This is a genomic window from Pseudomonas sivasensis (assembly GCF_052938085.1).
Genome location: NZ_CP176442.1, coordinates 3086750 through 3106025 on the forward strand (window position 1 = coordinate 3086750; position 19276 = coordinate 3106025).

The window sequence follows — 19276 nt, forward strand, 5'->3', positions numbered from 1 at the left end:
CTGATCCCTCTGGTTCTGCTGGGTACGCGCGTCATCCATCAGATCAATGACAGCATTGAGGTCATTCGCTCGGAACAATTGGGCCAGCGCTATCTGTTGGACGTAACGCCTGTACTGCGCTTATCAATGTTGCAACGCGCGCTCACCAACCGCTTGCTCAGCGGTGATAGAGCCGCTCAGTCCGATCTATCTGCCAACCAGGAGAAGCTGGAGGCCGCGTTTTCGAAACTGGCCGCCACCGACAGGCAATTCAACACGCAACTGGAAACCGGTGATCGCGTGCAGCGCCTGCACATGGGAGCGCAGAGGTTGATCGAGCAAGCAAAAGCCGATGCCAACCAAAACGAGATGTTCGACAACTGGAACGATCAACTGACCGAGACACTGAACTTCGTTTACTACGTATCGGCCACGTCGGGCATGGTGTTGGATGAAGATTACGCATCGCTGTTCATGATCGACCAGAGCACCTTGAGGCTGCCACGGCAAATCAACATCGTCGGGCAATTGCGCGGGCTTGCCAGCGGACTGCATGACGGGCAAACGTTGAGTGCGGGTTCGCGCGGCGTGATCAAGTCGATGCTTAAAAATGAGTTACTCATCCACAAAGAACTTCAGCAAAGCCTGGCCCTATTGCGCCGCAGGGAACCTGCCCTCGCCGATAGTATCCAGGCACCGATCACCAGTGCTTTTGCGAGCCTGGACAGCTTCCGCGCCGACCTCGAAGTCTTGATTGGCGCACCGAGCGACACCATCACCGGCGTTCAGAATCTGCCAGCCAAAGGCAATGCTGTGGTGGCTGAGTTGTACAAGGCGCAAGACACGCTGCAAGACGCACTGCTGAATACGCTTGAACGCCGAGCTCAGGAGAAAACCTCGGAACGTCTGTTCATCCTGGGCATGTTTGCGGTTCTTGGCCTGTTGCTGGTGTATGTGTTCAGCGGCATCTACAGCGCTATGCGCCGCACCCTCAACGATGCTTTGGTAGCTACCCAACTCATTGCGCAGGGTGACCTGAGCGTGCGCATTCAAGTACGGGGCAAAGATGAAATGGCCGACGTGGGCAACGGCCTTAACCATATGGTGCAAGCCTTTAGCTCGTCGCTTGCTCAGGTCGAGCGCAGTTCACAAACGGTCTCCGACGCGGCTGAGCGAATAGGCGTGTCGATTGACCGGGCTAAACGGTCCATGAGCGCCCAGCAAAGCGAAACCGAACAAGTCGCTACTGCCATCAATGAGATGACCACCAGCGTTGCGGACGTGGCGCAAAACACCGAGGGGGCCGCCCACGCCGCCGAGCACGCCAGCCAATCCTCCAACGCCGGCCTGGCAAAGATGCAGGAAACCCGCGTGACCATTGAAGCCCTGGCGGATGAGGTGGAGCGTAGCGCGCAAAAGGTCTCGGCGCTTGCGCAACACAGCCAGCAGATCGGTGGCGTGATAGAGGTGATCCGTAACATCGCCGATCAAACGAATCTGCTGGCGTTGAACGCCGCCATTGAGGCCGCCCGCGCCGGCGAGCAAGGCAGGGGCTTTGCGGTGGTCGCGGACGAGGTCCGAACTCTCGCCTCGCGCACGCAAAACTCAACAGGAGAGATCCGCCGGATTATCCAAGAGCTGCAACTGGCGACGGACGCTGCCGTCGAGCAAATGAAAGCGGGCAAACTGCGCGCCCAGGAATGTATTGATTCCGCCGACCAAGCCTCCACCAGCCTGGACGCAATCAACGAAGGCGTTGAGCAAATCGTCGGCATGAACACCCAGATAGCCAGCGCGGCGGTTCAGCAGCACGCCGTATCGGAAGATATCAATCGCAACGTGACCCTAATACGCAACGGCAGTGTTGCGCTGATGGAGGGCATAGAAGACAACGCTGTGACGGCCGAAGAACTTTCGCTGCTGGCAGGGGAACTGCGTACTGTGGTTTCGCGCTTCAAACTTTAAAGCGACACACGGGGAACTCCAATTTATGAAGATCCCCGGACTTTGTTTGCGAGTCTTCCCACCCAACCGGCGGTTTCTGGATCGCCGTTGACTAAAGCGCCCGCCGTCACTCCAAAACCTTGGGGTGCAGCCACCCAATTTAAACGCGGTGCTTGAATGGAAGTGAGTCGTGCATACCGCCCGGGCCCCCGAAGCCCACTGATGGAAAGCTCTAGGGACGCAGGGCGATAAGTGCAAAAGGGAACGCCTCTGTCGAAACGTCCTTTTTCCTCAATTCAGCGGCGAAAGAGACGGTCTAGAACCAGCAGAGCAACTGCACCAATCGCGATTGCAGCAACTGGTTTTTCTTTAACAAACGTAGATACGCTTTCCAGTGCATCACCATAGGTCTGGGTCAACTGACCAGCAGCTTGGCGACCAGTACCTTCAGCCTCCAACTTCGAATCACCAAACAGTTTCCCGACTGCGCTCTGCGCTTTGCCGGCAACCTTTTCTACGACGCCTTCTACCTGTTCGCTCTTCATGATTCACCAAACCTTCGTGTGTGATTGAGTAACCCAGGATAACCCTGGGCTTGAGGCAACCTTCACGGCATTAGGGCGGCTCTGGTAATGATTAGTTCAAAGTTGATGAGGCTCATAGGCAACCAACTGTCATTAACCCGAAAACCTCAAGAAACGGCCCCCGCTGACGATATACAGACGCCCCCTGCCATACCCCATGTACTTGCTGATGAAACCGTTGAATCGCCATGAGCCGCACAACGCTCGCTGTTAGTGAAGTTGCTACTCAACTCGCAAAAATTACCTGGTTACGCCCTTGATGTTTGCCTCGATACAACGCCTGATCCGCGCGATTGAGGGCGCTTTCAAAGCTTTCTCCATAGTGAATTTCGCTCACGGCTAGGGTGGCGGTGACAGTAAGTGGATAGTCATTCAATTCCCCAACCCATTCGCGGATCCGCAGCAGGATTCGACCCGCCACGGCCTTTGCCGCATGTGCAGGTATGGAAGGCATCAGCATCAGAAATTCTTCGCCACCCCAGCGTGAAGCCACATCTGTGGCTCGCACATTACTGCTGATGGCTTCAGCTACTCGCTGGAGGATCAAGTCGCCCCGCTCATGGCCCAGACGGTCATTGATCTGTTTGAAATGATCGATATCCAGCAGGATGATCGTTGACGACCCCGAATCGGTTAACTGCAGCACCTCATGCATTCCCCGGCGACGCGTATAGAGATTGGTCAGGCTATCGCGATTGGCGGTCTGAAACAGTTTTGCTTGCATTGAGCGCGTGAAGCGTACTGACAAGGCTGTGCAATGCAGCAGCACGCCAAGGGCAGCTAACACATTGACGACGCCAAATATCTCAAGCCACTGTGGCGCCACGCCGGAGTTGATACCAAGGTGTTTACGCAAGGCGAAACCACCCACCGACACAGCCAGGATAGCCAGGATAGCCAGGTAGAGCAACAATCGTGGTAAGAGCGCATCTTGAAAACTGAACGCGATGATGGGGATTAAGCAGTAAAGGTAAAAATAACAATTGCTGTCCCAACCCAGCACCCAAGTTGCCAATAAAGCGTGCAGAATAATTTCTACATTCATCAATACGCCGGTGAGGCTGTAGCGTCCTGCGTGAATAGCCTTCAGGCAAGCTGCATAAACGAGGATGCTCGATACATTACTCACCGCAAGGGAAGGTAAGTGCATCACGCTAAAGATGAAAATGAATATGAAGTGAATGCAGAAGCCGAGCTTCACAATGGGCACGATATGCTTCCAGAACTGCGCGGTGGTTTCACGGAACAGTTGCGCATGGTCACTCGGCGATAAGGTATTCATGAAGCAGCCCCTTTAAGATGACGCATCGTTGCCCGATGGAGCGGGTCAGCATTGGATTTGTATCTATGTCATCGACTTCCATCTGGTTGACTTTAGGTAGAGGACCGGGCAGACACCTACCGACGCCGTCGTACACCAGGACTTTCATGGGATTAACCCGGCGATGGGCAATGGTTTCGAGATGGAGTTGTTCATCCATCGTGCTAGCGTTGTTTGACACCGTGCATCTCAAGGAAACTGGCCTAAGCGAAAGGCAATTTTGTAAGTCTGATGTCAGATTTGGGTCGATAGTGGCCAATCATGGAAGGCTGCAATCGGTTAATACCAGCCAGTTGGTGACCAGCAAAATCGAAGACGAGCCACGAAGACCTGCAGTGACTACGCCCGATCTATGCGCCCGGAGTAGTGAATCGCCCATGGTTTCGTGGACATATCCTAGGTTGAAAATCGAGATGTGGTTGTCGGTCAGCAGTGCCTGGATAAGGACCCAGATGCCGGTAAACGAAGGGAATGCAATAATCCAGATCGACCAGATGCCGCTCAAACGTGCAAATCGCTCCAGAAAACCCGTGCGCCGTGCTGACGGCGCAGGGTCGGTTTGAAAAAAAGACTCTCCAGAAGAGTTCGTAAACCATCAGCCCAGTGACTAGGGAGGCGAACTTCGGCAGTGTAAGGATCGATACCAGATACCAACCACGTGGGTATCGCCGCCTTTCACTTCAGCAATCAAAAAAGTCGCAATCAATGCGCAATGCACACCGATTTCAACTCGGTGTAAGCCTCAATCACCGCTCGCCCAAACTCGCGCCCCATGCCGGACTGCTTGACCCCACCAAACGGCATCGCCGGATCCAGCAGCACGTGTGCGTTGATCCACACGGTGCCAGCTTCGATGCGGGGCACCAGATTCAGTGCCTTGGTCAGGTCGTTGGTCCATAGGCTGGCAGCCAGGCCGTAGGGGTTGTCGTTGGCCTGGGCGATAGCGGCGTCTTCATCGTCAAACGGCATGACCGCGAGCACTGGGCCGAACACTTCTTCACGGGCTACCGCCATACTGTGGTCCACATCAGCCAACAGGGTAGGCTGCACGTAGAAGCCCTCCCCTTCATGCAACTGGCCGCCGCACACAACGCGCGCACCTTCCGCGCGCGCCTGCTCAATGTGTTTGAGCACGCCTTGTTGCTGCTTGCGCGATACTAGCGGGTTGATTACCGCATCGCCGTCCATGCCCGCGCCCATCGGCAACGCCGATACTGCTGCCGCGAGGCCGTTGACGAATGCGTCGTGGATCGAGCGATGCACGTAGAAACGCGATGCCGCTGCGCAGACTTGACCATTGTTCAGCAGGCCGCCGAGGATCGCGCCCTGGATGGCTTTGTCGAGGTCGGCGTCGGCGAGCACGATCATCGGATTCTTGCCTCCCAACTCCAGGGCAAACCGGGTCATGTTCTGCATGCACGCCACGCCGACGCTTTTGCCTACTACGGTTGAGCCGGTGAACGACACTTTGCTCACCAGCGGGTGTGTAGTGAGCACGCCACCCACCGAGGCGCCGCCGCCGGTCACGACGTTGAACACGCCCGCGGGAATGCCAGCCTCTATCGCAAGTTCGGCCAAGCGCATGGCGGTCAGTGGGGTTTCCATCGCCGGCTTGATGATCACAGTGCAGCCAGTGGCCAAGGCAGGCATCAGCTTCCAGGCGGCGATCATCAGCGGGAAATTCCACGGCACGATACCGACTACCACACCCACTGGCTCGCGTTTAGTAAACGCGGTGAACTTAGCGCCGGGTGGCAGTGGGATCGAAACGTCAAAGGTTTGCCCTTCGATCTTGGTGGCCCAACCAGACATGTAGCGCATGAATTCAACCGTGGCGTTCAGGTCAAGGGCCCGCGACATATTGATCGACTTGCCCTGGCTCAACGTCTCCAGTTGCGCCAGCTCTTCGGCATGCGCTTCTACCAGGCGCGTGAAGTTCAGCAGGATGCGTTCGCGGTCGGCGGGACGCAAACCAGACCACACGCCGGACTTGAACGCCGCATGGGACGACTGCACGGCACGTTCGATCAGCTCGTGCGGGGCATCCAGGGTTTCACACAGGGTCTGGCCGGTGGCCGGGTTGACCACCGCAATTCGCTGCCCTTCGGCAAAGACCCACTGGCCATCAATAAAGCAGCCGTGGCGACGGTCAAGGAATGCAGCAACCTGCGGCAGGACTTTAACGTTGCTCATGATTCACCTTCCGTTCCAATACGTTCACTGTTGTTGTTTGAGGTAGCACACGACCGCCTCGCGATCGCCCGCGTCGGCCAGGCCCATGTAGGGCATATAAGTACCCGGCATGTAGGCCTGGGGCTGGGTGATGAGTTGGGTGATGGTCTCGGCCTGCCAGTCGATGGCTTTGTCGCGCATAGCCTGAGAGTAATTGAACCCGGTCAACGTGCCGGATTTGCGTCCGATTACACCCGATAGATTCGGCCCCATCATGCCGGTGGCGCCTTTGCTTACCGCATGGCAAACCGCACATTCCCGGGCAAAAACCTCGGCGCCTTTTTGGAGGGCCGGAGCGCATTCGGCCGCCAGCACAGCATGGGCGAAGGTCAATGACAGCAAACCGACAAGGGGCAACCGCAGGGAGCAGAACATAAGCAAGCAACCTTTCAATCCAGGGAACTGCCGAGGGTTCGGCAGGGTTGTCGCAATTGTCGGTGCTCGTTGCACGCCTGGGTTTTCCCAGCGTGCCAGTTACTTTGGCCGGGCTGCCAAACCGCGCAATCTGGCAAGCAGAACCAAGGCTTTGGCAACCATACAAAAGGCCGAAAAAGTTCCGCGCCTTAATATCGAAAAGGAGCGCAAGCCCGCGTTCAAGAACAAAAACGGATGCCCCCCATGCTCAAGTCCCCCAAACTTTGCGCGTCGACTCTCGCCCTGCTGCTCAGTGGCGCCCACGCCCACGCGTACGAACTCTACGGTGATGGTGACAGCCATCTGAATGCCACGCTCGAAGCGGTATTCGGCCTGTTCCATAGCCAGGAAAACTACGCCCCGTCCGGCCGCCTGAGCCAAGGTTCCTCAGCGTGGCGCGAGGGCTATTTCAAATATGGCTTGAGCTTCGACAAGGACCTGGCCGGCAAGGGCACCGCCTATGGCGCGGCCAACATACTGAGCTCCGGCACCTGGGGCGACGGCGATGCCGCAGGCTTCAGCGACGGTTCCGAGCGCCGCACACAATTTGAGGACGTGTATCTCGGCTGGCGCTCCGGCAAGGTGTTCGAAGCTTTGGGAGACGACGGTGTAGACCTGTCTTTCGGCCGACAGAACATCGTCGTCGGCGACGGCTTCCTGATCAACGGCGACGCCTTGAACATGGGCAAGGGACTGGCCGCCGGCGACTACAATCGCGGCGGTGCCTACTACTTGGCAGCGCGCAAGGCTTTTGACCAGACCGCCGTGCTGCGCCTGGGCGGAAAACAAGGATGGCGCAGTGACTTGATGTGGCTCAAATCCGATAACAGCGCCCAGGCCAAGACTGAAATGTACGTCGGCACGCTCGAACACGTTACCCCCGAGGGAACAGTCGGCCTGACCTATATCGACAGTACCGAAATCGACATGCAATACGCCTCCCCCACCCAGACGGAGCGCGACGGCATGAAGACCTATAGCCTACGCGCCCAGGGCAATGCCGGGGTGACCAACCTCTTCCTATCCGGTGAATACGCCAAGCAGAACAGGCCGCACACCGCCAGTGAAAACGCCTGGTACCTTGAAGCCGGCTGGACCTTTTCCGACATCGCTTGGGCGCCAAGTGCCAACTATCGCTACAGCCGCTTTTCGAAAGGTTTCGACCCGTTGTTCTACGGCCTCAGCCGTGGCTACGGAACCTGGTTCCAGGGTGAGGTGGCAGGCAACTATGCCGGCCCGTTCAACACCAACTCGCGCATCCAGTCGGTCACGCTGAAAGCCGCCCCCCTCGAAAGCGTGAGCATTGGCGCGGTGCTGTTTGCCTTCGACACCCTCGACCGCGGCCAGGGCAATACCGATGGTCACGAGATCGACCTGTTCGCCGAATGGCGGGTGAACGCGCACCTCACTGTGATGCCGCTGATAGGCCTCTACCAACCGGACAAGAGCGCCGAAAACGGCGGCACCCAGCTGGGCAATAACGACAGGAATGTCTACAGCCAACTGGTCTTCGCCACCACCTTCTAACCCTGCCCGGTGCATAGGTATATGCCATTGCACCGGTGGACTAAGGCTTATCCGATGCCCATAAAACGCCTAACGATTCAGAGCAAGATCACCCTGCTCGCCGGCCTCTGTCTGCTATTGGTAGTGGGATTGTTGATGGGGTTGTCGTTCTACCAAACCCATCAAAGTCGCCAGCAAGTCGACCAAGCCAGCACCGCGATGCTGGCCGATGCAGCTAGGGAACATATGCAGGCCCTGGGTAAATTGCAGGCGATGCAAGTGCAGCGCACGTTCACGCAGACACACGAGTATGGCCAAGGCTTGTCACGGTACTTGCTGTACCTGCGCCAACTGCACGCCAAGGGCAGCCTGACGCGCCAGCAACTGCGCGAGGAAGTGACCAGGCAGGTTCACCAGGCCCTGATCGACAAGCCTGACCTCCTAGGACTTTACGTTATATTCGAGCCCGATGCGTTGGACGGTGCCGACATCGACTTTGCCAACAAGCCTGCACTGGGCAGCAACGACACCGGGCGCTTCTCACTCTACTGGGTGCAAAGCCAGCCCGGCGAACTGCAAGCCGTCGTCGGCGAAGAAGCACTACTCGCCAACACCGCTCCAGGCCCCAGCGGCGCGCCCTACAACGCGTTCTACACGTGCGCCCGCGACAGCCGCAAAGCCTGCGTGCTAGAGCCGTACTTCGATGAAGCCTCTGGCAGCCGCAAGCTGGTCACCAGCGTCGCATTCCCCTTGCTGGAGAATGGCAAGGTCATCGCCGTGGTCGGTCTGGATATCAACCTCGCCGACTTGCAACGCAAAAGCGAAGCCAGTGCTCGGCAACTGTTCAATGGCCAGGGCCAGATCAGCATCGTCAGCCCGCTCGGGGTGATCTCGGCCAACAGTCAAGACGCCAGTCGCCTGGGCACATCCGAAGCGGCAGGCATCGTGGACGCCCTGCGCCAAGGCCAGCCCCAGGTGTTTGTCGACCCGCAACAGATCAAAGTGCTTGAGCCGTTGCCACCGATTGCCGACGTGGCGCCATGGGGCGTGCTGGTCAGCGTACCGCAGGCCGTGTTACTGGCGCCGGTCACCGCACTGCAATACGAACTGGATGGGCAGAGCGCACGCAGCAAGCTGTTGGAGCTAATGCTGGGTGGCGGCTCGGCACTGCTTGGTCTGTTGCTGATCTGGTACACCGCATATCGCATCACCCGCCCGCTGCAGGTGCTGACACGGGTCATGGAAGACATCTCCTTGGGCGAAGGAGACCTGACCCGACGCCTGGACGTGAACTCAAGGGATGAACTCGGCCAACTCGCGACGGCGTTCAACCGTTTCGTCGAGCGCATTCAGCAGTCGATCCGCGAAGTGTCTTCAGCCGCGCTGGGCGTGAATGAAGGGGCTAAGCGCGTACTGCTGGCGTCCAACTCGTCGCTGCGCAACTCGGACGAGCAAGCCCTGCGAACCAACAGCGTGGCTGCGGCGATCAACCAGCTGGGTGCCGCCGCCCAGGAAATCGCCAGCAACGCCGCCGTCGCCTCGCAGCAAGCCTCCGCCGCGCGGCAACAAGCCTGCGACGGTCACGAAGTGGTTCAGCGTACGATTGAGTTAATCAACGAACTGTCCGGCAAGATCAGTACCTCGTGCGCCAATATCGAGGTGCTTAATGACAAAACGGTAAACATCGGGCAGATCCTCGAAGTGATCAAAAGCATTTCCCAGCAGACCAACCTACTGGCGCTCAATGCCGCCATCGAAGCCGCCCGCGCAGGAGAAGCCGGTCGTGGCTTCGCGGTAGTCGCCGACGAGGTACGCAGCTTAGCCCATCGCACCCAGGAGTCGACCCAGGAGATCCAACAGATGATCGAAGCCCTGCAAATCGGCGCCCGCGACTCCGTCACCACCATGATCGAGAGCCAGCAACACAGCGAAGCCAGCGTCAGCACCGTCCACTTGGCCGGCCAACGCCTAGGCAGCGTGACGCAACGCATCGGTGAAATCGACAACATGAACCAATCGGTCGCCGCCGCCACCGAGGAACAGACCGCAGTCGTCGAAGCGTTGAATGTGGACATCACCGAGATCAACGTGCTGAATAGCCAGGGCGTGGAAAACCTGCAAGCGACCCTACTGACCTGTACAGAACTGGAACAACAAGCCGAGCGGCTAAAACAGTTGGTGGGGAGCTTTCGTATCTGAACCTCCCCGCTAATCTGAAACGCCCCGCCAGCCGCGCCTGCGTTCGGGCGCACCGAACCTGGGCGAGATGCCGAGTGGTGGGGCGATGTAAGGGACACACTACCTTTGCGAGCCCCCCTCCTGCACTCGAACCGATTTAAATCCGATAAATCTTGGTGCCTGGCACCAGGCCGTCGCAGGCAAGCCAGCTCACACGAAGTCCGGCGACGCCCCATGCCCAACAACTGGCACAGACACACAAACGGTTGGCACGCAGCCTAATTCCCGCACCCGCCGCCCCAGGCAGAATCGAACTGCACAACTCTGCCACCGCGATCTGCAAGAACAATAACCAAGGGAGTCCCCCCGAATGCGAGCCACCAGAATCACCGTTCCTTCAGCGCTGGGCCTCAGCCTGTTGGTACTGGGTTTGAATACGGCCAACGCGGACCTGCCGGCCGACACCATCGGCAACACCGTGCTGGCGTTCCCACCCGAAGCCCACCGCGCGTTTATCGTCGATGTCGAATTCGAAAGCTTCGTGGTAGGCCGCGTCACCGTGGTCGACCCCGATAAAAAACGCGTGCTCGGCATGGTCCCCACCGGTTTTGCCGCCCCCTCCACGCTCAGCCACGATCAGAAAACCCTCTACAGCGCTGACATCTTCTACTCTCGCGGCACCCGTGGCACCCGCACCGACGTGCTGACCGCCTGGGACAGTTCCACCCTCTCGCCAGCCTGGGAGGTGTTGATTCCCAACAAGCGCGCCGAGTCGCTGACCCAGCGCTACGGCCTGAAAACCAGCGCCGATGACCGTTTTGTCTACATCTACAACTTCACACCGTCCACCTCGGTGACCGTGGTGGACACCCAGGCCAAGACCGTTACCGCCGAGCTGGCGATTCCCGGTTGCGTGCTCAACTACCCGGTGGGTAATCGTCGCTTTGCCTCACTGTGCGGCGACGGCAGTCTGCAGGTCGTCACGCTCAACGATCAGGGCCAGGAAACGGCTCGCAGCCGCACAGCGTTCTTCGACCCTAATGCAGAGAAGCTCAACGAGCGCGCCGTGAACGTGGGCGACACCTACTACTTCACCACCACCACGGGTACTGTGCGCCCGGTGGATTTCTCGGGCGATGCGCCGAAAATTCTCGGTTCCTGGACGCTCACCACCGAGGCGGAAAAGCAAGCCGGCTGGGCGCCAGGAGGCTGGCAGTTGATGGCGGTCGCGCCGAAGCTAAACCGCATGTACGTGTTGATGCACGACGCTCATGAACCAATGAAGTGGGAAGACCCCAGCACGCTGATCTGGGCGTTCGATCTCAAGACCCACAAAAAAGTCGCGACCCTGGAAGCGCCGGTGCCGGTGTGGAGCCTACAAGCGACCGGCGATGACAAGCCGTTGCTCCTTGGCGCCGACATCGAAGGGGGCCTGCAGATCTTCGACCTCAAGACCGACAAGCTCAACGCCAGCATGCCCAAGGTCGCCAAAACTGCGACCCAGATCATGAGCTACTAAGGGAGGCTCGGCTATGCACTTAGACCCGATCTTCATCCTCGCCAGTGCGCTCACGCTCGCGGTATTGCTGGCTAGCGCCGCGACCCACAAGGTGCGCGCACCGGCACGTTTCGCCAAGCAGTTGGCGGACTATCAACTGCTGCCCTATTCAGTGGTACGCCCCATTGCCCGAGTAATCCCCCTAGTGGAGTTGATGGTGGCTTTTGCGTTGTTGGTCCCCGCCAGCCGACGCGGGGCGGCACTGGCGGCCGGTGGACTAATTTCGCTCTACGCCCTGGCGATCGCGATCAACTTGTGGCGCGGCCGTCGGGATATCGACTGCGGCTGTGCAGGCCCGGACCAGGCACAACCACTTCGCCCGGTCCTGCTGCTGCGCAACAGCGCACTGGTGGGGCTGGCACTGCTTGCCGGCGTGGCACCAGTGGCCCGTGACCTGGGTGTTTTCGATAGTTTTGTCAGCGTTGCGGCCACCGCCGTGCTGCTGCTGGTTTACGCCGCGGCCGACGGCCTGCTGGCGAACTCCCCTCTTCTGCTCAAACTGATTGGTAGGTGATCAATGGAAGGCTTAATCGTATCCAACGTGTTGCTCTGGGTGTTGCTGGTGGCCGTGGCGTTTGTTGTCATGGGGCTGGTCCGCCAGATTGGTGTGCTACACGGCCGCCTGGCCCCAGCAGGCGCGTTGATGGTCGACAAGGGCGTGGCCGTGAACGAAGCCGCGCCGCAAGTCACTGCCGCCGACCGTAACGGTCGCCCGGTGAACTTCGGCTACGCCGGCGAAAAGAACCAATTGCTGTTTTTTCTCTCGCCCACTTGCCCAATCTGCAAGTCGCTGTTGCCAGCGATCAAATCCATTGCCAGGGAACAGGCAGGCCGCCTCGACGTGGTTTTCATCAGCGATGGCGACATGGACGCCCAGCAAGCGCTGATCCGTGAACACAAGCTGGAGCACGCCACTTACGTAGTCGGCCCGGAAGTGGGCATGACCTACCAGATCGGCAAGCTGCCTTACGCCGCTCTGATCGACAAGAGCGGCACCCTGCGCGCAAAGGGCCTGGTCAACTCACGCGAGCACCTGGACAGCTTGTTCGAAGTCGAGCACCTCAACAGCGCCACGCTGCAGGAATACCTGAACAGCCAGCCGCACCCACACGTCCACAGCCACTGATCAAGGCAGGAAAACCTTATGAAACTACTGGACCTGTTGTTTGAACGCTCCACGCGCCGGGTGGCCGACACAACGTCCCGGCGCAAATTGCTGTCGCGCATGGGCTCGTTAATGGTGGCTGGCGCCGCACTACCGCTGTTGCTGCCCCTGGACCGCACCAGCAAGGCCCTTGCTGCCGACAATCCGCAAGCCGGCGACCCCGGCGACCCGAATACCTGCGACTACTGGCGCTATTGCTCCATCGACGGTTTCCTATGCAGCTGCTGCGGCGGCTCGGTGACCTCCTGCCCACCGGGCACCGAAGCATCACAGGTCACTTGGATCGGCACCTGCCGTAACCCGGCTGATGGCAAGGACTACATCATTTCGTACAACGATTGCTGCGGTAAGCAAAGCTGCGCCCAATGCGCCTGCACGCGTAACGACAGTGAAGAACCGGCCTATCGCCCATTCAACAACAACGATGTGAATTGGTGCCTGGCCGCCAAATCCCACATCTACCACTGCACCGTGTCAGTCATTCGCGGCGTCGCGGTTTAAGAAGGAGGCGGTCATGCGTAGGTTGCTAGCCCTCGGTCTCGCCTGTGTGATGACCGCTCCCCTGGCGTATGCCAGGGCTATTCCCAACCCGGCGCAGCGGCATGCGCCGGGCAATGAAGCGCCGCAAACCCCGATTTCCCAAGCCGGCTACAGCAACAGCGTGAACTATCAACTGCAATGCGCCGGCTGCCACCTGGGCGACGGCATGGGTTCGGCTGCCAACGACACGCCCCGACTCAAGGGGTTTGTCGGTAACTTCCTCAAAGTGCCGGGCGGGCGTGAGTTTCTCGTGCGGGTGCCCGGTATGTCACAGTCGGCGTTGAACAATGCCCAGTTGGCCGACCTACTGAACTGGCTCGTGCGCAAAGACGGCATGGCTGGCAGCAGCACGCCAATGGACTACAAGCCCTACACTGCGAAAGAGGTCAATTCACTGCGCGAGGAAGCTATGCTCAACTTGCCAGGCACCCGCGCTGCGCTGATCAAGGCGATGCGCGCCCAGGGTATTGCGATTGATGATGGGATGGGCTACTGATTCAGGCACGCAGCCAAAGTATTTTGGCGAGAATCCAAAAGCATACCTCTACAGGCTGTAGCAAAGTGCACTGTCACTGTCCTCGGTTTTCCTCAAGGAACTCAGTCATGTTTTCGTCCGCCGCTTTGCTCAAAAGAACGCCCCTGGCCAGGCTAGCACTGGCCATTGCCCTGGGATCCTTCGGCCTGCCCGGCTTGGAATCCGCAGCACAGGCCCATGGCGGCACTGCCGAAATGGTGCCGCTGCAATCGACTCTTGAAGCGTTTGGCGCCTCCGTCAAATGGGACGACTACGCCAACTTATTCGTGATTGCCAAGGACGGTGCCTACGTCAAGGTCAAGCCTGACAGCAAGGTCGCCATACTCAACGGCAAGCGCATGGAGTTGAAGGTGCCGGTGGTGTTCAAGGGCAAGACCGCGTACATGTCCAAGGACTTTATAAACCAGGTGTTCCAATCCGGCCTGGACAAGACCTTTGTCGTCGAGACCCGCCCCAGCCCCCTCAACCCGCTGAGTGCGGATGAGATCAACAGCGCAGTTGAGATCATCAAGCAATCGGAACACTACAAGCCAGGTTTGCGCTTCACCGAAGTGTCGGTGCACACGCCGCCCAAGGATCAGGTGTGGAACTTCATCTACAGCGGACAGAAACCGACCCAGTCGCGCCAGGCCAATATCGTGGTGCTTGATGGCAAACATGTGATCGAGGGCCAGGTCGACCTGGACAGCAAGTCGCTGTTGTCCTGGAAGCCCATTGAAGGCGCCCATGGCATGGTGCTGCTGGACGACTTCGCCACCGTGCAATCGGTGATAACCACCAGCACTGAATATGCCCAGGCGTTGGCCAAGCGTGGCATCACCGACATCAAGAAAGTGGTGACAACGCCATTGACCGTCGGTTACTTCGATGGAAAGGACGGTCTGACCCAGGACAAGCGACTACTGAAAATAGTCAGCTACCTCGACACCGGTGACGGCAACTACTGGGCGCACCCGATTGAGGGCTTGGTGGCAGTGGTCGATCTTGAGCAGAAAAAACTGATCAAAATCGAAGACGGCGCGGTGGTCCCGGTACCGATGAAACCCACCCCATATGACGGCCGAGGCCGTAAGGGCGTGGCGCTCAAGCCGCTGGAGATTATTGAGCCGGAAGGCAAGAACTACACCATCACCGGCAACAGCATCCATTGGCAGAACTGGGATTTTCATGTGCGCCTCGACTCCCGCGTCGGGCCGATCCTGTCCACCGTGACTTATGACGACAAGGGCAAGAAACGCAAGATCATGTACGAAGGCAACCTGGGCGGTATGATCGTGCCGTACGGCGACCCGGATGCCGGCTGGTACTTCAAGGCCTACCTTGATTCGGGCGACTACGGCATGGGCACCCTCACCTCGCCGATTGCGCGAGGCAAAGACGCCCCGGAAAACGCCGTGCTGCTGGACGCAACCATCGCCGACTACTCCGGCGCCCCGACCACCATTCCCCATGCCATCGCGGTGTTCGAGCGCTACGCCGGGCCCGAATACAAACACCAGGAAATGGGCCAGCCCAACATCAGCGCCGAACGGCGTGAGCTGGTCATCCGCTGGATCAGCACCGTGGGTAACTACGACTATATTTTCGACTGGGTATTCCAGCAGAACGGCACCATCGGTATCGACGCCGGCGCCACCGGTATCGAAGCGGTCAAGGGTGTGAAGTCCAAGACCATGCACGAGTCAACCGCCAAGGAAGACACACGCTACGGCACCCTGCTGGACCACAACATCGTCGGCACGACGCACCAGCACATTTACAACTTCCGCCTGGACATGGACATCGACGGCGAGAACAACTCACTGGTGGAAGTGAACCCGGTGGTTGCACCGAACGAACGTGGTGGGCCGCGCACCAGCACAATGCAGACTGAGCAGCGAGTGGTCAGTACCGAACAGCAGGCCGCACAGAAGTTCGACCCATCCACCGTGCGCCTGTTAACCAACTTCGGTAAGGAAAACAAAGTCGGCAACCCGGTTTCGTACCAGTTGATACCCTATGCCGGCGGTACACACCCGGTGGCCAAGGGCGCCAACTTTGGCAAGGATGAATGGCTCTATCACCGCCTAAGTTTCATGGACAAACAGCTGTGGGTGACACGCTACGACCCGCAGGAGAAGTACCCGGAGGGTAAATACCCGAACCGCTCGCAAAGCGACACCGGCCTTGGGCAGTTCACCCAGGACAACCAGTCGATCGAGAACAGCGACGACGTGGTCTGGCTGACCACTGGCACGACTCACATAGCCCGGGCGGAAGAGTGGCCGATCATGCCGACCGAGTGGGTGCACGTGCTGCTCAAACCGTGGAATTTCTTTGATGAAACGCCGACACTAAACCTCAGCTCACCGAAATAACCCACGCAGGAAAAAGCCCCTGTCACCCTCGTGACAGGGTTTTTTTTGCTTCAGGCGTGTTGCTTGCGATACTCGCCCGGCGAAATGCCAAAGCGCGACTTGAACGCTGTAGAGAAGTAACTCGAATCAGAAAAGCCCCACGAATATCCCAACGCCGACAGTTTCTGTTCCGCACACGATTGGCGCAGGGACTCGGCACATAAATCCAGGCGGCGATTCTTGATGTAGCGCGCCACCACCAACCCCTTGCGCGAAAACATCCGGTACAACCCACGCATCGAAACCCCAACCTCCCGCGCCAGCAACTCAGGGCAGAGGTCTTCGGAGCGAATGTGCTCATCGATGTAGCCAAGGGTCTTGCGAAAGATTCGCTCGTGCAGATCATCGGCCACATCGCTGTGGGTGATAACCGGGCGCAACAGGCTGACCACCGCGTCCAGGGTGGCTTCGCTTTCCTGCTGGCTTAAGGTGTTGTGGCGCGTGGCGTCCAGTATCAAGTGGTGGGACAGCGTGGCGATGGGTGACGTTGCGGCGATTCGATGACCACACTTAACCGGATTGAAGCGCAGGGACTGCTCCACCAGCGGGTACGGCAAAATCAACGACAACTGCCGGGAGCTTTCGCTGTAGGTGAAATCGCTGGGCTGTGAAGCGTCGATCAGGGTGATATCACCGGCTGACAACGCCACCCGGTTGTCGCCCTGGGCCATGCAGGCCGTACCTTCGAGCTGAAACACCGCGAAGTACTTTCTGCCCTCGCCAGCCGCGACCTCCCGTGGAGTGCGGTACAGCCGCGCCTGGCAGGCATCGACAAAACTGAGTTTGAGCGCGCCGCTCTGGTATTCGCTGATATGCCCGGAAAATCCGTCGCCCAGGGTTTGGGCGCTGAAGGCGCCGCAGATCTGGTTAATCTGATGGACCCATTGATCGAACCCATCACGGCGTTGTGCAATTGAAGAATTCATGTGAGGCCTCACGCAGGCTTATTTTTATTATCTACGTCGATCCACGCTAAAACGGACAGCGATACTGCTTGATTGATGGCGGGTTATTTAAGCCCGCCGAAGCGTCGATAGAAACTCTCGCCGACATCCGGCAAGGGTCCGTCGGCGGTTTCCAGTGCGCTGTTCAACCACTCTTCGGCCTTGGCGAAGATCAGACGGTAGATGTTACGGCACAACTGTCGTGCGGCGCGGCCTTCCCAATCGCCGGGCAATAGCTCATCCGGCAACTGCGGGTCGCGCAACAGCAATTTGCGATATTCATGCACAAGCAGAACCCGTGCCAGGAAGCAGTCGGCTGGAAGCAGGTTTTCCTGCTCGCGCAGTGCTTGCCAGAGTGGGCGGAACAACTGAATGAATTCGCTGTAATGGGTCGCCAGTTCCTCGATACTCCAGCTTTCGCGCACTTGCAAACGCAGGGCCTTGGAGGCCAATACGTCCTGGGCGGTGGTTTCGAAGACAATGGTTTCTTCCAGAGCCCCAAGGTCCTGTAACGTCGCATTGACATCGGCGCGGTCGCTGCGCGGGCAGGCCAACAAGACCGGTGAGATCGCACCAAAACCTTGCCATTCCAGTTCTTCACGCACTTGTTTGCGCTTGTCCTGGGCTAACTGCGTGAGCATCACCAAGCACCAGGAACCGTCCCAGGCCGGCACGTTGGAGCTGTACACACGCTTGAAAGCCTTGTCGAAGCGCCGACGCCCGGTGCCGGTCAGGCTGTAGTAGCTGCGCCGCCCGACTTTTTCGGCGGTGAGCCAGCCCTCTTTGGTCAAGCGGAAAATCGAGGTGCGGATCAGCCGTTCATTGATGCCAATGGGCTCGAGCAGTTGGATAAGGCTGCCAAGCCAGACAGTGCCGCCGTGGGGTTCGATGGCATCCCCATAGAGGGTGATGATCAGCGAGCTGGCGCGAATCGGCGTCTGCTCCTGAAAGCGCGTGATCAGGGAATTCAATGGGGCTAGGGACGACATGGGCGTACCGGACAGGAAAAAAGGCTGAAATATACCCGGCGAGCGGGCCTTGTGACCATCCTGCACGTGCAATGCAGGGTCACAGCGTTGCACCCTTGGGCCGCAGGCCGCTGTCGCTAACCCGTGGCCGGTCGCGTTCAACCGCCTGCAGCGGCTCGCATTCCTGCATTTGCGTGAGGCAACGCTTGGCCAGTTTCTGGTACTCGCGGGTGCCGGTCTGCTTCCAGCTCACTTCCCCATCGCTGAGGCTACGCTTGACGCTGGCCGGGGCGCCCATCACCAACGATTGCTCGGGGCATTCGAAGCCCGCCTTGACGAACGCCGTAGCCGATACGAATGAACGCGGACCAATCCTGGCCCCGTCCATGACCACAGCATTCATGCCCACCAGGGCATCCTCGCCAATGCGGCAACCGTGCAACACCGCACCGTGACCGACATGACCATTGCGCTCGATCACCGTGTCGCTCTCCGGGAAACCGTGCATGACGCAGGTGTCCTGAATATTGGCACCCTCCTCCAGCACGATGCGGCCAAAGTCACCACGCAAGCTGGCCAGCGGCCCGACATAACAGTGCGGGCCAATAATGACATCGCCGATGAGCACGGCCGAAGGATGCACATAGGCACTGGGGTCCACCACCGGGGTGAGGCCGTTGAGGCTGTAGCACGTCATAGAAAACTCCTTGAAGACGCAAAGCGATGCACATACACGCATATTTTGTATCATATTGAATTTGGAATACAAACAACAAAAAACGTATCGCTTTTATCGACCCGCCTGCAGCCCTCGAAAAAAGCGAAAATTACTCATTAAATAAGGGCTATAGCCCATAATTTCACTTTATCCGAAGAGCATGACCGCATATATAGGACACGCTAATGTAATTTCATGCTTGATTTTGCGTATCGCTTTATAGGTATACTCGGCCAAAACCGGCCACCTGCGGCCGATCCAACAATAAGCCGGCGTCCACGCCGTGCGTACACC

At 58.6% G+C, this 19276-nt stretch carries 16 protein-coding genes and 4 pseudogenes; 11 read left to right on the forward strand and 9 right to left on the reverse strand.

From position 1 onward, the window contains the following. Positions 1-957: 957 nt before the first annotated feature. Positions 958-1080 (forward strand): annotated as a pseudogene (locus tag ACKZ62_RS14290) (HAMP domain-containing protein); the annotation flags it as partial. A gap of 159 nt (positions 1081-1239) precedes the next feature. Further along, positions 1240-1944: a methyl-accepting chemotaxis protein gene (locus tag ACKZ62_RS14295; protein WP_447096958.1), complete on the forward strand. Its 705-nt coding sequence runs from the start codon at positions 1240-1242 to the stop codon at positions 1942-1944. 275 nt (positions 1945-2219) lie between these two features. Here ACKZ62_RS14295 and ACKZ62_RS14300 read toward each other — a convergent pair whose 3' ends face one another. The 6 genes and pseudogenes from ACKZ62_RS14300 to ACKZ62_RS14325 all read right to left on the reverse strand — a co-directional run bounded on the left by ACKZ62_RS14300 (position 2220) and on the right by ACKZ62_RS14325 (position 6435). Next, positions 2220-2468, reverse strand: coding sequence for a CsbD family protein (locus tag ACKZ62_RS14300; protein WP_447096906.1), 249 nt, complete (start codon positions 2466-2468; stop codon positions 2220-2222). 265 nt (positions 2469-2733) lie between these two features. Further along, positions 2734-3789 carry a GGDEF domain-containing protein gene (locus tag ACKZ62_RS14305; RefSeq protein WP_447096907.1) on the reverse strand — a complete coding sequence of 352 codons (1056 nt, stop codon included), beginning with the start codon at positions 3787-3789 and terminating at the stop codon, positions 2734-2736. After that, the gene (locus ACKZ62_RS14310) at positions 3767-3988 is read right to left on the reverse strand and encodes a hypothetical protein (protein WP_122757343.1); all 222 of its coding nucleotides are present in this window, start codon (positions 3986-3988) and stop codon (positions 3767-3769) included. The genes ACKZ62_RS14305 and ACKZ62_RS14310 overlap by 23 nt, the downstream gene beginning before the upstream one ends. A gap of 246 nt (positions 3989-4234) precedes the next feature. Next, positions 4235-4493 (reverse strand): annotated as a pseudogene (locus ACKZ62_RS14315) (PepSY domain-containing protein); the annotation flags it as partial. A gap of 37 nt (positions 4494-4530) precedes the next feature. Continuing rightward, positions 4531-6021 (reverse strand): aldehyde dehydrogenase family protein, encoded by a 1491-nt coding sequence (locus tag ACKZ62_RS14320; RefSeq protein ID WP_447096908.1) that lies wholly within the window; start codon positions 6019-6021, stop codon positions 4531-4533. A 24-nt stretch (positions 6022-6045) separates the two neighbouring features. Next, a complete protein-coding gene (locus tag ACKZ62_RS14325) occupies positions 6046-6435 on the reverse strand; it encodes a c-type cytochrome (RefSeq protein WP_339481306.1) in 390 nt (129 codons plus the stop codon). A gap of 243 nt (positions 6436-6678) precedes the next feature. Between ACKZ62_RS14325 and ACKZ62_RS14330 the strand changes: the two genes are divergently transcribed. The 9 genes and pseudogenes from ACKZ62_RS14330 (at position 6679) to tynA (ending at position 16313) form a co-directional block, all read left to right on the forward strand. Beyond that, on the forward strand, positions 6679-8001 hold the full coding sequence (locus ACKZ62_RS14330) for an alginate export family protein (RefSeq protein WP_447096909.1): 1323 nt from the start codon (positions 6679-6681) through the stop codon (positions 7999-8001). Positions 8002-8253: 252 nt separating this feature from the next. Next, positions 8254-9324 (forward strand): annotated as a pseudogene (locus ACKZ62_RS14335) (HAMP domain-containing protein); the annotation flags it as partial. A 258-nt stretch (positions 9325-9582) separates the two neighbouring features. Continuing rightward, positions 9583-10179: pseudogene (locus tag ACKZ62_RS14340) on the forward strand (methyl-accepting chemotaxis protein); the annotation flags it as partial. A 349-nt stretch (positions 10180-10528) separates the two neighbouring features. Continuing rightward, positions 10529-11677, forward strand: a complete 1149-nt coding sequence (locus tag ACKZ62_RS14345; protein WP_339481300.1) for an amine dehydrogenase large subunit — start codon at positions 10529-10531, stop codon at positions 11675-11677. A 13-nt stretch (positions 11678-11690) separates the two neighbouring features. Beyond that, positions 11691-12230 (forward strand): MauE/DoxX family redox-associated membrane protein, encoded by a 540-nt coding sequence (locus ACKZ62_RS14350; protein ID WP_339481298.1) that lies wholly within the window; start codon positions 11691-11693, stop codon positions 12228-12230. 3 nt (positions 12231-12233) lie between these two features. Then, complete coding sequence (gene mauD, locus ACKZ62_RS14355) at positions 12234-12842, forward strand: methylamine dehydrogenase accessory protein MauD (protein WP_122757336.1); 609 nt, start codon at positions 12234-12236, stop codon at positions 12840-12842. 18 nt (positions 12843-12860) lie between these two features. Beyond that, the gene (locus ACKZ62_RS14360; protein WP_122757335.1) at positions 12861-13382 is read left to right on the forward strand and encodes a methylamine dehydrogenase light chain; all 522 of its coding nucleotides are present in this window, start codon (positions 12861-12863) and stop codon (positions 13380-13382) included. Positions 13383-13395: 13 nt separating this feature from the next. Continuing rightward, positions 13396-13917, forward strand: coding sequence for a cytochrome C (locus tag ACKZ62_RS14365; RefSeq protein ID WP_122757334.1), 522 nt, complete (start codon positions 13396-13398; stop codon positions 13915-13917). A 107-nt stretch (positions 13918-14024) separates the two neighbouring features. Continuing rightward, positions 14025-16313, forward strand: a complete 2289-nt coding sequence (gene tynA / locus ACKZ62_RS14370; RefSeq protein WP_447096910.1) for a primary-amine oxidase — start codon at positions 14025-14027, stop codon at positions 16311-16313. A 50-nt stretch (positions 16314-16363) separates the two neighbouring features. Here tynA and feaR read toward each other — a convergent pair whose 3' ends face one another. The 3 genes from feaR to paaY form a co-directional block, all read right to left on the reverse strand. After that, positions 16364-17278 (reverse strand): transcriptional regulator FeaR, encoded by a 915-nt coding sequence (gene feaR / locus ACKZ62_RS14375; protein ID WP_122757332.1) that lies wholly within the window; start codon positions 17276-17278, stop codon positions 16364-16366. Between the two features lie 83 nt (positions 17279-17361). Continuing rightward, on the reverse strand, positions 17362-18285 hold the full coding sequence (paaX, locus tag ACKZ62_RS14380; RefSeq protein ID WP_339481291.1) for a phenylacetic acid degradation operon negative regulatory protein PaaX: 924 nt from the start codon (positions 18283-18285) through the stop codon (positions 17362-17364). A 79-nt stretch (positions 18286-18364) separates the two neighbouring features. Continuing rightward, positions 18365-18961 (reverse strand): phenylacetic acid degradation protein PaaY, encoded by a 597-nt coding sequence (gene paaY, locus ACKZ62_RS14385; RefSeq protein WP_447096911.1) that lies wholly within the window; start codon positions 18959-18961, stop codon positions 18365-18367. Positions 18962-19276: the final 315 nt, after the last annotated feature.

Bases quoted from the DNA above. Each gene is read 5' to 3' on its own strand.
- paaX (WP_339481291.1), bottom strand. From the start codon at position 18,285: ATGTCGTCCCTAGCCCCATTGAATTCCCTGATCACGCGCTTTCAGGAG.
- ACKZ62_RS14365 (WP_122757334.1), top strand. From the start codon at position 13,396: ATGCGTAGGTTGCTAGCCCTCGGTCTCGCCTGTGTGATGACCGCTCCC.
- ACKZ62_RS14325 (WP_339481306.1), bottom strand. From the start codon at position 6,435: ATGTTCTGCTCCCTGCGGTTGCCCCTTGTCGGTTTGCTGTCATTGACC.
- ACKZ62_RS14295 (WP_447096958.1), top strand. From the start codon at position 1,240: ATGACCACCAGCGTTGCGGACGTGGCGCAAAACACCGAGGGGGCCGCC.
- ACKZ62_RS14320 (WP_447096908.1), bottom strand. From the start codon at position 6,021: ATGAGCAACGTTAAAGTCCTGCCGCAGGTTGCTGCATTCCTTGACCGT.
- feaR (WP_122757332.1), bottom strand. From the start codon at position 17,278: ATGAATTCTTCAATTGCACAACGCCGTGATGGGTTCGATCAATGGGTC.
- mauD (WP_122757336.1), top strand. From the start codon at position 12,234: ATGGAAGGCTTAATCGTATCCAACGTGTTGCTCTGGGTGTTGCTGGTG.
- ACKZ62_RS14330 (WP_447096909.1), top strand. From the start codon at position 6,679: ATGCTCAAGTCCCCCAAACTTTGCGCGTCGACTCTCGCCCTGCTGCTC.
- ACKZ62_RS14345 (WP_339481300.1), top strand. From the start codon at position 10,529: ATGCGAGCCACCAGAATCACCGTTCCTTCAGCGCTGGGCCTCAGCCTG.
- ACKZ62_RS14305 (WP_447096907.1), bottom strand. From the start codon at position 3,789: ATGAATACCTTATCGCCGAGTGACCATGCGCAACTGTTCCGTGAAACC.
- ACKZ62_RS14310 (WP_122757343.1), bottom strand. From the start codon at position 3,988: ATGGATGAACAACTCCATCTCGAAACCATTGCCCATCGCCGGGTTAAT.
- ACKZ62_RS14350 (WP_339481298.1), top strand. From the start codon at position 11,691: ATGCACTTAGACCCGATCTTCATCCTCGCCAGTGCGCTCACGCTCGCG.
- ACKZ62_RS14300 (WP_447096906.1), bottom strand. From the start codon at position 2,468: ATGAAGAGCGAACAGGTAGAAGGCGTCGTAGAAAAGGTTGCCGGCAAA.
- ACKZ62_RS14360 (WP_122757335.1), top strand. From the start codon at position 12,861: ATGAAACTACTGGACCTGTTGTTTGAACGCTCCACGCGCCGGGTGGCC.
- paaY (WP_447096911.1), bottom strand. From the start codon at position 18,961: ATGACGTGCTACAGCCTCAACGGCCTCACCCCGGTGGTGGACCCCAGT.
- tynA (WP_447096910.1), top strand. From the start codon at position 14,025: ATGTTTTCGTCCGCCGCTTTGCTCAAAAGAACGCCCCTGGCCAGGCTA.